This is a genomic window from Streptomyces sp. NBC_00086, from assembly GCF_026343255.1.
GTDB lineage: Bacteria > Actinomycetota > Actinomycetes > Streptomycetales > Streptomycetaceae > Streptomyces.
In genome coordinates this window covers 5,466,008-5,479,426 of record NZ_JAPELZ010000001.1, presented here as the reverse complement: position 1 = coordinate 5,479,426, position 13,419 = coordinate 5,466,008, and the positions used below count along the sequence as shown (strand labels likewise).

The following is a 13,419-nucleotide window of genomic DNA, read 5'->3' as shown; positions in this document are numbered from 1 at the left end:
CGGTGGAAGGGCGGGTAGGGGATGGCCCCGCGCAGCGGCCCCGCCCCCACCGCTACGGCCGGGCGGTGGCGACGGAGCGCAGGGCCGCCAGGACGTGGGCCACGGCCGGGGCGGATTCGGAGCCCCGCCGCAGGGCGGCGATGACGTGCCGGGTGGGCCGGTCGTGGGGCAGGCCCCGGACGGCGACGCCGGCCGCGCGGCTCGCCACCATGCGGGGAACCAGCGCGACCCCCATGCCCGCCTCGACCATGGCCAGGATCGCGGTCCACCCGGACGCCGAGTGGGCCTGTTCGGGCACGAACCCGGCCGCCTCGCACGCATTGCGGGTGATCTCCGACCAGGGGCCGGAGCCCCCGTAGATCCACGGGTCCCCGGACAGGTCCGCGAGCCGCAGCTCCCCCGCCCCGGCCAGCGGATGCTCCGGCGGCAGGGCCACGTCGAGGGGGTCCTCCAGCAGGGTCCGGCGGGTGAAGCGGGGATCGCGGGCGGTCGGGGCGTGCGCCGCGAGGGAGAGCGCGAGGTCGACGACTCCGGCGGACAGCAGCTCGTAGGACTCGGCCGCCTCGGTCTCCCGTACGCGGACCTCCACGCCGGGGTGCGAGCGCCTGAGGGCCGCGACCGCCGGGACCACGAGGACCGGTACGGCGGTGGAGAAGGCCCCGATCCGGACCTCCCCCGCTTCCCCCGCGAGGTATCCGGTGAGTTCCGCGTCGGCCCGCTCCAGCTGCGCGAACACGGCCTCCGCGTGCCGCAGTACGAGGTGCGCGGCGTCGGTGAGGCGGACCCGGCGGCCTTGGGCCTCCAGCAGCGGGACCCCGAGCATCCTGGCGAGGTTGGTCAGCTGCTGCGAAACGGCCGAGGGCGTCATGTGCAGCGCCTCGGCCGTCGCGGTCACGGTCCCCTGTTCGGCGAGGGTCCGCAGGATCCGCAGCTTCTTGATGTCCCACTCGATCATGGGACCGAACCTACCGCCGGGCACCCAGACCCACGCCGCCCAGGATCAGCGCCATGCAGAGGAGCTGCGTCGGGCCGGTGGTCTCGCCGAGGAGCAGCAGGCCGAGGCCCGCGACGCAGACGGGCTGGAGGTAGTAGACGACTCCGGCGCGGGCGGCGCCGATCATCGCGACGGCCTTGTTCCAGGCGAAGAAGGCGACGGCGGAGGAGAAGACGCCGACGTACAGGAGCATTCCGGCGGTGGAGGGGGTGACCTGGAAGCCGCCCTGGACGCCGACGGACACGGCGTAGACGGGGGCGAGCATCAGTGCGCCGAGCACGAAGGTGGTGAGCAGGAAGGCGAGGCCGCCCAGTTCGGCGGGCTTGCGCTTGAGGAGCGCGCTGTACGTGGCGAAGGACAGGGCGGCGCCGAACATCCACAGGTCGCCGGCGGCGAAGTCGAAGCGGATGGACCCCTTGCCGACCAGGAGGAGCACGCCGAGGGCCGCGAGGGCCAGTCCGAAGGTGCGCCGGGCTCCGAGCTTCTCGCCGCCGAGCCGGGCGTACAGGGCCATGATGACCGGCGAGGCGGCCATGATCATGCCCATGTTGGATGCGGAGGTGGTCAGTCCGGCCTGGTGGACGAGCGTGTTGTAGAGGGTGACGCCGAAGAGGGTGGCCAGGGCGATGTAGCCGAAGTGCTTGCGGATCAGGGCCCGCTGCTGCCAGGCCTGCCGGGCGGCGAAGGGGGCGACGGCCACGGTGGCGATCACCCAGCGCCAGAAGACGGCCTGGACGGGCGGGATGCTGTCCGCCATGCCCCGGGTGGCGACGAAGCTGCCGGACCAGACGACCGTGGCGATCAGGGCGAGGAGGACGCCGAGACCGGCGGCTCCCTTCTTCGCCTTGCCGGGCAGTGCTTCCTGCTGGACTTCCTCGTGGGCTTCCTGCCGGGCTTCCTGCGGGACGGTGCGGACGCGGTCCGTGACGGCCACTGTGTGTCTCCCCCTCGGGGTTCGGAGTGTCGGTTCGTTGGTCTACCGTCGCACCGAGGCACCCGTCAGGTCCATCGAAACATTTCGATTGGTTTCTTCAGCAGAACTGAACGGTGCGGTCTTCGGTCGCGGCGCGCCCGCGGCGAGCTGCCCCGCGACGGTGGCACCGAAGGCGATCACCATGCCCAGCACCTGCACCGGCGACAGCTCCTGCCCCAGGGCGGCCCAGCCGATGACGGCCGCGGTGAGCGGCGAGAGCGGGCCGAGGAGGGTGACCGAGGTGGCGGTGAGCTGTCCGATGCCGCGGAACCAGAGCCAGTACGCGATGCCGGTGTTGATCAGCATCATGTAGCCGTAGCCGAGGAAGGCCTCACCGTCGAGGACCGGCGGCGCCCCTTCCACCAGGGCGGCGACCGGGATGATGATCAGTCCGCCCGCGGTGAGCTGCCAGCCGGTCATGGCCAGCGGGCCGACGCCCTCCGGCCGCCCCCAGCGCTTGGTCATGACGATGCCCGCACCCATCGAGGCGGAGGAGACGACGCCGGCCACCAGCCCGACCGGGTCGAGCTGCGCCTGCGCGGTCAGCACCACCATGCCGACGCCGAAGGCCGCCACGACGGCCGCGAGCACGGTCCGAAGCCGGGCCCGCTCGCCCAGGAGGAGGGCGGCGAGCCCCACGACGAACAGCGGCCCCGCGGAGCCCAGTACGGCGGCGACCCCGCCGGGCAGGCGGTAGGCGGAGAGGAAGAGGAGCGGGAAGAAGGCGCCGATGTTGAGCCCGCCGAGGACCGCGGCCTTCCACCACCACTGCCCCGTGGGCAGTTTCCGCGCGAGGGCGGTGAGCAGCAGCCCGGCGGGCAGGGCCCGCATGACCCCGGTGAACAGCGGCCGGTCGGGCGGCAGCAGCTCGGAGGCCACGAAGTAGGTGGAGCCCCAGGAGATGGGGGCGAGGGCGGTCAGTGCGAGGGCGGCGAGGCGCTTCACGACGGGTACTCCTCTGGCAGGGACGAGTAGCTCAAGCGAGCGGCTGCGGCGAGTAGCTCACTTGAAAGTAGCTTAGCACTAAGCTACTTTCCTGTAAGCAACTTTCCTTGCCAACGAATAAGTGGAAGCCGGATACTGCGCCTATGACCGACAAAGACCCCGTCGACGCGATCGCCGACCAGTGGTTCGCGGTGCGCCCCGATCTGGACACCGCGCCGATGGCCGTCTTCGGCCGGATCTACCGGATCTCCAAAGCCATGGGCGACGCAATGGAGAAGGCCTACGCGCGCTACGGAATCTCGCGCGGGGAGTTCGACGTCGTGGCCACGCTGCGCCGGAGCGGAAGCCCGTACACCCTCTCGCCCCGCCAGCTCTCGGCCACGCTGATGCTGACCACGGGCGGGATGACGGGACGGCTGGACAAGCTGGAGAAGGCCGGGCTGCTCCGCCGGAGCCCCGATCCGGACGACCGGCGGGGGCTGCGGGTGACGATCACCGACCGGGGCCTCGCGCTCATCGACGAGGCGGTCGAGGCGGGACTGGAGGTGCAGCACGAAGCGCTCACCGGGCTCGACGCGGCGGAGACCGAGGCGCTCACCGGCCTGCTGCGCAAGGTGATGGCAGGAGTCCCTTAGCCGGGCCGGCGGTCCGGGCCACGACCGGGCCCGGGTACGACGAGACGCCGGGGGTCCTCATGGACCCCCGGCGCCCCGGAAGAATCGGATCGAGCGAGGAACCCCCGGAGGGGTCGGGCTCGCTGGAGTCAGCTCTCGTTCTGCGTCTTGCGCGACTTGTCGCCGACCATCACCAGACCGGCGATGAGCAGGAACAGCACGATCGGCGCGGCCACGTAGAGGCCGAGCGTCTCGGCGACGCTCAGGCCCGGACCCGGGTCGTCGCCGTCGTCACGGGTGACCGCGAGGGCGGGAGACGTCATCAGCAGCATCATCAGCGTCGTTCCGGCCGTGACGGCGCCGGCGCGCAGAGCGTTCTTCTTGTCCACGGTGCAAACGTAGCGAACACCTAAACGCCGCGCGCGCCCGGGGGTGCCGTACGGGTTCCCGCCGCCCCCCGCACCGCCCCCAGCAGGGCGTTCGCCCGCGGCGAGGCGGCCAGTGCCTCCAGGGTCAGCGGCCGGCCCTCCGCGTCGGCGACCGGGAGCCGCCAGTTGGGGTACTGGTCCCAGGTGCCGGGCAGGTTCTGCGGCCGCCGGTCCCCCACCGCGTCGGGCAGCCAGACCCCCACCAGCCGGGCCGGGGTGCGCAACAGGAACCCGTACAGGGACCGTACGGCGGCCTCCTCGCCCTTGGTGTCGAGCCCGAGGTCCTCCAGTACGTCCAGCCAGCGCGCGGTGTCGGCCTCGTCCTCGGCGCGCTCCCGCTCCGCCGGACGGGTCAGCAGGCCCAGCCGGTCGCGCAGTTCCACGTGGGAGCCGGCCAGTTTGGCGGCCGTGGGCGGCAGATCGTGGGTGGTCACGGTGGCCAGGCAGTCGGCCCGCCAGCGCTCCGGCTCCAGCGGCTCCCCGTCCCCGCCCCAGTCCCGTTCGAACCAGAGCACCGAGGTGCCCAGCACCCCGCGCCGGGCCAGCGCCTGACGGACCCCCGGCTGCACGGTGCCGAGGTCCTCTCCGATGACCAGGGCTCCCGCCCGGTGCGCCTCCAGGACCAGCAGGGCGAGCATCGCCTCCCCGTCGTACGAGACGTACGCGCCTTCGGCGGGCGGGGTCCCCTCCGGGATCCACCAGAGCCGGAACAGTCCCATGACGTGGTCGATGCGCAGGGCGCCGGCGTACCGGAACACCCCCCGCAGCAGGGCCCGCAGCGGCGCGTACCCGGCCGAGGCCAGCCGGTCGGGCCGCCACGGGGGCAGCCCCCAGTCCTGGCCGCGCGCGTTGAAGGCGTCCGGCGGGGCGCCGACGGAGCAGCCCTTGGCGTAGAAGGGCAGCCCGAAGGTGTCCGAGCCCTGCGGATGCACCCCGACGGCCAGGTCGTGCACGATGCCGATCGCCATCCCGGCGTCCTTGGCGGCCCGCTGGGCGGCGGCGAGCTGGGTGTCCGTCAGCCAGACCAGCCAGCGGTGGAAGTCGGCCCGCGCCTTCGGATCCTCCCCCGCGTGCCCGGCGCACCAGGCGGCGTGCAGGTCCAGCTCCGCGCCCTGCTCGGCGCGGAAGTTTTCGTAGGCCGCCTCCCGTTCGGGGCTGCGCGGGACGGCGTACAGCAGCTCCAGGGCGGCCCGCTTGAGGGACCAGACGGCGTCCCGGTCGATCAGCGCCCCCTTCTCCAGCACCTCGCGCCGCAACCGGGCGCCCCGGTCGGCGAGTTCCGCGAGGGCGGCCCGGTCCGGGCAGTCGGCGTACTCGGGGACGTCCTCGATCCGCAGGTGCACCGGGTCGGGGAAGCGGCGCGAGGACGGCCGGTACGGGGAGGGGTCGGTCGGGGTGCCGGGCACGGCCGCGTGCAGCGGGTTGACCTGGACGAAGCCGGCTCCGTGGACGCGCCCCGCCCAGCGCGCCAGCTCCGCCAGGTCGCCCAGGTCGCCCATGCCCCAGGAGCGTTCGGAGAGCACGGAGTAGAGCTGGACGAGCAGCCCGTGGGTGCGCTCGGGCGCCGCCGGGGCCCGGTCGGGGGCCACGATCAGGGTGGCGGTGGCGGTGCGGCCGTCGGGGGCCTCGGCGTGGACCCGGTGCACGCCGAGCGGCGGCTCCCCCGCGTCGGCCGCGCTCCAGGCCGCCGGCGGCTCCTGCGGGACCGCGCGGCCCGCCGCCTCGGGCGGCCCGTCCCCCTCGGCCTCCGCCTCCAGCCGCGTCCGGGTCCCCGGCGGGAGCGCGCCCAGCTCCACGGGCGGCCGGGACCCGGCCCACCACACCAGCACGCGCGGCAACAGCCGGTGGGCCGCGTCGTGTTCGGCCGCGGCCAGGTGCGCCCGTACGGACTCCGGGGTGTCCGTGTTCACCCCCAGCTGCCGCAGCACGGCGGCGACGGTGGCCTCCGGGACCCGGAGGGTGACGTCCTCGGCGGGCTGGTAGGTGGTGGCGACTCCGTACAGGGCCGCGAGCCGGGCGAGGTCGTCCATCAGGTTCCTTGTCGTCTAGTCACCCGCGGCGGCCGCCGCGGCATGGGTGGTCGGCTCGCTGGTCAGCGGGGCCTCGTAGGCGAGCGGGGGCTCACTGGTCAACGGCGCGTGCGCGGCGTCGGCGAGCGACGGCTCGCTGGTGAGGGGCCGCTCGTCCGGTCCGGACTGCGCCGGCAGGTGGGCGAGCGGCGGACGCCGTTTCGGGGCGGATCCGGCGGATATGGAGACGGTGGAACTGGTGGAGGTGATGACGTTCTCGGTTTTCACGGCCTTGGCGTTCACCGGCAGGCACTCCTTCGTACGTGAGGATCGGTCAGGACCCGTGGACGGCTCCCACTGTGTCGGTCCGCGCACCGTCCGCGCACCACCGACAGAGGAAATTCTCCTGTGCGATCCGTGAATCCGTACAGACGTGCCTGTGTTCGGGCCGTGCGCGGGAGGTGTTGCGGAGCTCCGCGGCGACCGGCGCACGCCGAAAACCTTCGCCCTGGCGTGCGGAATCGTCGGGAACACCCTCCGGCGCGCGGCCCGGAGGACATGACAGCCCTACCCAGTCGGCGGCATCGCATTCCTGGCCGATCCAGGTCAGATCACCCGCGGACGTTGACACCCCACCCGTACGGATGGTGGGCTCTGGCTCGTTCGTACGAGCGGGGGACGACTCGGGACGGGGTGGCTCCGTGCAGATCAGGGGCAGCAAGCGGGCCACGGCGACCGCCGCGGCGGTCGCCGTCATCGGCGCCCTGCTGAGCGGCTCGGCGGTGGTGGGTCCCCCCACCGCCTTCGCCGCACCCACTGCGCCGGACACTCCGGAGGCACCGGGCGCGCCCGCGCCGGGCACCGCCGCGGCTCCCGCGGCGCTGCGCGACCCGGGCCCCCTCCCCGCCGCCCCCGTGCTCGACCCCGGCTCCGATCCGGCGCGCGCCGCCGCCGAGGGGCCCGCGGTGTATCCCCGGCCGCAGTCGGCGGCCGTCGACCCGGCGCGCGCGGTGCCGCTGGGCGCCGAGGCCGTCCTGGTGCTGCCCGCGGACGTGGACCCGTACGCCGCCCAGCTGGTGCGCGACGCCCTGCACGGGGCGGGCGTACGGACCCTGCACGAGCGGGCCGGCGGGGAACCGCTGCCCGGCGCGGGACCCGTCATACGGCTCCAGGGGCCGCACGACGAGAACGACGAGAGCACGGAGCAGGCGCTGCGGGCCCTGGGCGCGGACGCGGCCGGCGACCTGCCGGCCGGCGGCTACCGGCTGGCGGTGGGCCGCGTCGAGGGGCGGGACACGGTCGCGCTGGCGGGCGTGGGCGAGGACGGGCTGTTCCACGCGGCGCAGACGCTGCGTCAACTGCTCGCCCAGGGCGGCGGGAAGGTGCCCGGCGTCCTCGTACGGGACTGGCCGACGGCCCCGGTGCGCGGGATCACGGAGGGGTTCTACGGGACTCCGTGGACGGCCGCCCAGCGGCTCGCGCAGGTGGAGTTCATGGGCCGCACCAAGCTGAACCGGCTGCTGCTCGCGCCCGGTGACGACCCGTACCGGACCACGGAGTGGCGCCGCGACTACCCGGCGGCGCAGGCGGCGGAGCTGCGGGAGCTGGCCGAGCGGGCGCGCGCCAACAAGGTGGTGCTCGGCTGGGCGGTGGCGCCCGGGCAGTCGATGTGCCTGGCGTCCTCGGCGGACCGGGCGGCGCTCGCCCGCAAGCTGGACGCCATGTGGGACCTGGGATTCCGGGCGTTCCAGGTGCAGTTCCAGGACGTCAGTTACACCGAGTGGGGCTGCCGGACCGACCGGGAGCGGTACGGCAAGGGCCCGGCGGCGGCCGCGAAGGCGCACGCGGAGGTCGCGGGCGAGCTGGCCGCGCACCTGGCCCGGCGCTACCCGGGGGCGCCCGCGCTGTCGCTGCTGCCCACGGAGTACTACCAGGAGGGCGCGACGCCCTACCGGACCGCACTGGCCGAGGCCCTGGACGGCCGGGTGGAAGTGGCCTGGACGGGCGTCGGCGTGGTGCCGCGCACCATCACCGGGCAGGAGATGAACGGGGCGCGCTCGGCCCTCGGGCAGCACCCGCTGGTCACCATGGACAACTACCCGGTCAACGACTGGGATCCGGGCCGGATCTTCCTCGGCCCGTACGCGGGACGGGACCCGGTGGTCGCGGGCGGTTCGGCGGCCGTGCTGGCCAACGCCATGCCCCAGGGCACGCTGTCGCGCATCCCGCTGTTCACCGCGGCCGACTTCACGTGGAACCCGCGCGGCTACCGGGCCGCCGACTCCTGGGCGGCGGCCGTGGCCTCGCTCGCCGGACCCGACCCCAAGGCGCGGGAGGCGCTGGCCGCACTGGCCGGGAACAACGCCTCCTCCGGCCTCGCCCAGCCCGAGTCCGCCTACCTGGTCCCGCTCATGGAGGAGTTCTGGCGGGCCCGGAGCTCCGGCGACCCGGCGGCGGGCGATCGGCTGCGCGCCGCCTTCCGCGTCCTGCGCGAGGCCCCGGACCGGCTGCCCGCGCTCGCGCAGGAGGCGGGGCCCTGGCTGTCGCGGCTCGCGCGCTACGGGGCCGCCGGAGAGCTGGCGCTCGACGTCCTCCAGGCACAGGCCCGCGGGGACGGAGCGGCCGCCTGGCGGGCCTCACAGGCCCTCACAGGCGCCCGCGCGGCACTGTCCGGGGCGGAAGCCGCCCGGGTCGACAAGGCGGTACTGGACCCCTTCCTGGCGCGGGCCGCGGCCGAGGCCGACGCGTGGACCGGCGCGGCCCGCGAGCCGGGCACGGTGACCCGGCAGGCCGACGCGTGGACGGTCGAGCTGTCCGGGGCCCGGCCGGTGTCGGTGGTGACCGTGATGACCGACCCGCTGCCGCCCGGCAGCCGGGGCGCCGTGATCGAGGCCCGCGTACCGGGAGAGGGCTGGCGCAAGGTCGCGGAGGCGGCGGCGTCGGGCTGGACCCAGGTGGACGTGGGCGGCCTACGGGCCGACGCGGTCCGGCTGGTCTGGTCGGGCCCGGCTCCGGCCGTGCACGGCGTGGTCCCGTGGACGGAGGACGGCCCGGAGGCCCGCTTCGAGCTGGCCGACAGCGTGGACGCGGAGATCGGCGGGGCCCCGCAGCGGATCCCGGCGGAGCTGTCCGCGCTGCGTCCCGGCGAGGTCCGCGGGCCCCTGTCGGCGAAGCCGCCGGCGGGGATCTCCGTAACGCTGCCGGAGAGCGCGGCGGCCGCGCGCGGTACGACGGCGACCGTCCCGGTTCAGGTCGCGGTGGCCGCGGGCACGGCGCCGGGCACCTACGAGGTTCCGGTCACCTTCGGCTCCCAGACGCACACGCTGAAGGTCCGCGCCCATCCGCGCACGGCCGGCCCGAACCTGCTGCGCTCCGCCGTGGCCTCCTCCTCGGCGGACGAGACCCCGGCGTTCCCCGCGGCGGGGGCGCTGGACGATTCCCCGGCCACCCGGTGGTCCTCGCCCGCGGTCGACGGGGCCTGGTGGCAGGCGGAGCTGGCGGCTCCGGCGCGGATCGGACTGCTGCGGCTGCGCTGGCAGGAGGCGTACCCGTCCCGGTTCCGGGTGGAGACCTCGGCGGACGGTGTCGCCTGGCATCCGTCTGCGGCGGTCGCCTCGCGCGGCGGGGTGGACTCCGTCCACCTGGACCCGGCGGCTCCGGAAGCCCGCTTCGTCCGCGTCACCTGCGAGACCCGAGCCACCCGCTACGGCTGCAGCCTGCTGGGCGCCGAAGCCTTCGCGGTGGCCCCGTAGGGGACCGGGGAACCCTGCGGGGCTGTCCCCTACCCGCCCTTCCACCGTTCCCCGGGCTCCGCCCGGACCCGTACGTGCGCTGCGCGCCCGTGCCCTCAAACGCCGGGCGGGCTGGAGTTTGCCGCGCAGCGGCACATCCGGCCCCGCCGGCGTTTGAGGCGCGGGGTCCGGGGCGGAGCCCCAGGGGGCCCGGCTCAGGGGGCTATGACGCGACCGCCGCGGCGGCCAGCGGGACCCCGATGCGATCCAGCGCATCGTCCGCCCCGTACGGCTGGAGGTACGGCATCCAGCACGGATCCCGGTGCCCCGTCCCGATGATCCGCCAGGCCAGCCCGGACGGCGGAGCCGGCTGGTGCCGCAGCCGCCAGCCCAGGTCGACGAGGTGCCGGTCGGCCTTGACGTGGTTGCAGCGGCGGCACGCGGCGACGACGTTGTCCCAGGCGTGCTGCCCGCCCCGGCTGCGCGGGACGACGTGGTCGACACTGGTGGCGACGGCCCCGCAGTACATGCAGCGACCGCCGTCCCGGGCGAACAGCGCGCGGCGGGTGAGTGGAACGGGCCCCCGGTAGGGGACCCGCACGAAGCGCTTGAGCCGAACCACGCTGGGAGCGGGGACGGCCCTTGTCGCGCTGTGCAGAAAGGCGCCGGATTCCTCCAGGGAGACGGCTTTGTTCTCCAGGACGAGGACGAGCGCGCGACGGAGCGGTACGACGCCGAGGGGCTCGTACGACGCGTTGAGGACCAGGACGTGCGGCACGGACTGCCTCCTTGTACGCCGGCGGCGCGTGGCTCGCGCCGGGACGATCTGCTTTCCAGTCTCCCCTTACGGCTGGTCGAAGCGCCACCACGCGCCCGTAACGGGTCCGAGGTGTTTTCGACCACACACGCTTCATCCCCGCGTGAGTCTGGTCTCTCCCTCGAACACGGCAACAAGTCCGGGCAAGTGCCCCGTTAGGGTGGATGGTCTGCCCGCCCCACCCCTTCCGCGGGCAGGACGCCATATCTGGAGGTTCCCGCCGTGCCCTGGCCTGCCGCCGCACTGCTCCCGCTCGCAGCCGACAACCCGGACGCCGCCGAAACGATCAGAGAAACCCACGAGAGCGTCACGAACGCCGCCAGTTTCATAGAAGAGAACTGGGCCGGATGGCTGTACCTGGGCCTGCGGATCCTCCTGATCCTGGTCATCGCCTTCGCCCTGCGCTCGGTGGTCCGCAAGTCGCTGACCAAGCTGATCACCCGGATGAACCGCGGCGCCGACGCCGTCGAGGGCACGGCTCTGAGCGGGCTGCTGGTCAATGCGGAGCGGCGCCGGCAGCGGTCCGAGGCCATCGGTTCCGTACTGCGCTCGGTGGCCTCGTTCCTGATCCTCGGCACGGCGGCCCTGATGGTGCTCGGCGCGCTCGACATCAACCTGGGGCCGCTGCTGGCGAGCGCCGGTGTGGCCGGTGTGGCCATCGGTTTCGGCGCCCGCAACCTGGTCACGGACTTCCTCTCCGGCGTGTTCATGATCCTTGAGGACCAGTACGGCGTCGGCGACAAGATCGATGCCGGGGTGGCCTCGGGCGAGGTCGTCGAGGTGGGCCTGCGCGTCACCAAGCTGCGCGGCGACAACGGAGAGATCTGGTACGTCCGCAACGGCGAGATCAAGCGGATCGGCAACCTCAGCCAGGGCTGGGCCACGGCGAGCGTCGCGGTGCAGGTCAAGCCCACCGAGAGCCTCTCCCGCATCCGCGAGGTGATCAAGGACATCGCCGACACCATGGCCAAGGAGTCCCCGTGGGACGAGCGGCTGTGGGGTCCGGTGGAGGTGCTGGGCCTGGACGAGGTGCTGCTGGCCTCGATGTCGGTCTCGGTGTCGGCGAAGACGATGCCGGGCCAGCAGTTCGCCGTGGAGCGCGAGCTGCGCTGGCGGATCAAGGACGCCTTCGACGCCGCCGGCATCGGGATCGTCGGGGGCCTGCCGGCGCCCGAGGAGGACGCGGCCCCTGCCGACCCCTCGGCCGCCGTCGCCGCGCCGTCGGCGCTGGCGAACCCGACCTCCCCGCAGTCCCTGGCCACCGCGGAGATCCCGCAGCCGGCCGCGGGCGGCTCGGCCTCCGGCCCCCGCATCACGAAGTAGCGCCCGCCGCACTCGTACCCGTACGACCGCTGCCCCCGTAGGTCCGACCTGCGGGGGCAGTGGTGTACGCACTGACCATTGACACGAGCGACCCACCAATAGGAAACTTACCTAACAGTTCACCTCGGTGAGAGAGAAGTCACCCCATGCCCGCCACCCCCGGTACGCCCAGCCTGTTGCGCGCCCTGAACGACCGGGCCGCGCTCGAGCTCCTGCTGACGCACGGTCCCCTGTCCCGGACCCGGATCGGGCATCTCACCGGCCTCTCGAAGCCCACCGCCTCCCAGCTGCTGGCCCGGCTGGAGGCCGCCGGGCTCGTCGTCGCCACCGGCACCGCCACCGGCCGCCCCGGCCCCAACGCGCAGCTCTACGCCGTCAACGAGCGGGCCGCCCACGTCGCGGGGCTCGACGTCACCCCGGGCCGGATCCTCGCCTCCGTGGCCGACCTCACCGGCGAGGTAATCGGCAGCCACGAGCTCCCGTACGCCGAGGGCACCGGGCCGGTCGAGCAGGTCACCCGCGCCCTCGGCGAGGCCGTCAAGGACGCCGGGCTGCACCTCGCCGACATCCACCGGGTGGTCATCGCGACCCCCGGCTCCTTCGACCCCCGCACCGGGGTGCTGCGCTACGCCGACCATCTGGAGGGCTGGCAGTCCCCCACGCTCCTCGACGAACTCGCCGCGGCCCTGCCGATGCCGGTCGAGTACGAGAACGACGTGAACCTCGCCGCCGTCGCCGAACAGTGGCTCGGCGCCGCCCGCGGCCACGAGGACTTCGTCCTGCTGTGGAACGAGGAGGGCCTCGGCGCCGCCCTCGTGCTCGGCGGCCGGCTGCACCGCGGCTGGACCGGCGGAGCCGGGGAGATCGGCTTCCTGCCGGTCGCCGGGCACCCGCTGGTCCGCCAGGTCACCCGGGTCAACTCCGGCGGCTACCAGGAGCTGGCCGGCGCACAGGTACTGCCCGCGATGGCGGCCCGGCACGGCGTCGACGCACCGCCGGCCGCCGCGGCCGGGGCCGGCTCGGTGCACGGCGCCGTGCACGGGGCCGAGTCCGGGGCCATGGTCGAAGCCGCGGCCGCGCTGCTGGCCCAGGCCGCCGCCGCGCCCGAGGGGCCCCACCTGGAACTCCTGCGGGAGTACGCCACCGCCCTCGCCACCGGTCTCGCCTCGCTGGTCGCCGTACTGGACCCGGAGATCGTGATCCTCTCCGGGGCGCTGACCATCGCGGGCGGTGAGCCGCTGCGCGAGCTCCTCGAAGCCGAGCTCGCCGACCTCGCCCCGTCCCGGCCCGTGCTGGTGACCGGCGAGGTACGGGAGCGTCCCGTACTGCGCGGGGCACTGGAGAGCGCCCTCGCCGCGACCCGCGACGAGGTCTTCGACACCTCCCGCCGCTGAACCGCACCACCGGCAGCTCCCGCCACCGAACCGCACCACCAGCCCTGCACCAGTACCAGCACCACCTGCACCTCCCGCACGAGTCCGCACCGCACCCCCCGCACGAGCCCCGGGCGCACGCAGCCCCGTACCGCAGGCCCGCACCACCTGCCCTTGCCCCGCACCTCCCCCGCGTGAGCCCACACCGCACC

11 protein-coding genes are annotated in these 13,419 nt (G+C 74.3%); 4 read left to right on the top strand and 7 right to left on the bottom strand.

Annotated elements, in window-relative coordinates:
* Positions 1 to 52: 52 nt before the first annotated feature.
* The 3 genes from OG276_RS24625 to OG276_RS24615 form a co-directional block, all read right to left on the bottom strand.
* Complete coding sequence (locus OG276_RS24625; protein WP_266908818.1) at positions 53 to 955, bottom strand: LysR family transcriptional regulator; 903 nt, start codon at positions 953 to 955, stop codon at positions 53 to 55.
* A gap of 10 nt (positions 956 to 965) precedes the next feature.
* On the bottom strand, positions 966 to 1,850 hold the full coding sequence (locus OG276_RS24620; protein ID WP_266913092.1) for a DMT family transporter: 885 nt from the start codon (positions 1,848 to 1,850) through the stop codon (positions 966 to 968).
* Between the two features lie 120 nt (positions 1,851 to 1,970).
* A complete protein-coding gene (locus OG276_RS24615) occupies positions 1,971 to 2,912 on the bottom strand; it encodes an EamA family transporter (protein WP_266908816.1) in 942 nt (313 codons plus the stop codon).
* Between the two features lie 143 nt (positions 2,913 to 3,055).
* Between OG276_RS24615 and OG276_RS24610 the strand changes: the two genes are divergently transcribed.
* Entirely contained in the window at positions 3,056 to 3,547 is a 492-nt protein-coding gene (locus tag OG276_RS24610) for a MarR family winged helix-turn-helix transcriptional regulator (RefSeq protein WP_266908813.1), read from the top strand.
* Positions 3,548 to 3,675: 128 nt separating this feature from the next.
* Here the strand turns inward: OG276_RS24610 and OG276_RS24605 are convergent, their stop codons facing one another.
* The 3 genes from OG276_RS24605 to OG276_RS24595 are packed head-to-tail and all read right to left on the bottom strand — an operon-like array spanning position 3,676 to position 6,266.
* On the bottom strand, positions 3,676 to 3,915 hold the full coding sequence (locus tag OG276_RS24605; protein WP_266908811.1) for a hypothetical protein: 240 nt from the start codon (positions 3,913 to 3,915) through the stop codon (positions 3,676 to 3,678).
* Between the two features lie 20 nt (positions 3,916 to 3,935).
* Complete coding sequence (locus OG276_RS24600; protein ID WP_266908809.1) at positions 3,936 to 5,984, bottom strand: 4-alpha-glucanotransferase; 2,049 nt, start codon at positions 5,982 to 5,984, stop codon at positions 3,936 to 3,938.
* 15 nt (positions 5,985 to 5,999) lie between these two features.
* Positions 6,000 to 6,266: a hypothetical protein gene (locus OG276_RS24595; RefSeq protein WP_266908807.1), complete on the bottom strand. Its 267-nt coding sequence runs from the start codon at positions 6,264 to 6,266 to the stop codon at positions 6,000 to 6,002.
* Positions 6,267 to 6,664: 398 nt separating this feature from the next.
* Here OG276_RS24595 and OG276_RS24590 point away from each other — a divergent pair, with 398 nt between their 5' ends.
* Complete coding sequence (locus OG276_RS24590; RefSeq protein WP_323182364.1) at positions 6,665 to 9,715, top strand: beta-N-acetylglucosaminidase domain-containing protein; 3,051 nt, start codon at positions 6,665 to 6,667, stop codon at positions 9,713 to 9,715.
* Positions 9,716 to 9,917: 202 nt separating this feature from the next.
* On the opposite strand, the gene OG276_RS24585 is transcribed toward OG276_RS24590, so the two are convergent.
* A complete protein-coding gene (locus tag OG276_RS24585) occupies positions 9,918 to 10,472 on the bottom strand; it encodes an HNH endonuclease (RefSeq protein WP_266908805.1) in 555 nt (184 codons plus the stop codon).
* Between the two features lie 324 nt (positions 10,473 to 10,796).
* On the opposite strand from OG276_RS24585, the gene OG276_RS24580 reads away from it, so the two are divergent.
* Positions 10,797 to 11,834, top strand: a complete 1,038-nt coding sequence (locus tag OG276_RS24580; protein ID WP_266913088.1) for a mechanosensitive ion channel family protein — start codon at positions 10,797 to 10,799, stop codon at positions 11,832 to 11,834.
* Between the two features lie 146 nt (positions 11,835 to 11,980).
* Complete coding sequence (locus tag OG276_RS24575; RefSeq protein WP_266908803.1) at positions 11,981 to 13,228, top strand: ROK family transcriptional regulator; 1,248 nt, start codon at positions 11,981 to 11,983, stop codon at positions 13,226 to 13,228.
* Positions 13,229 to 13,419: the final 191 nt, after the last annotated feature.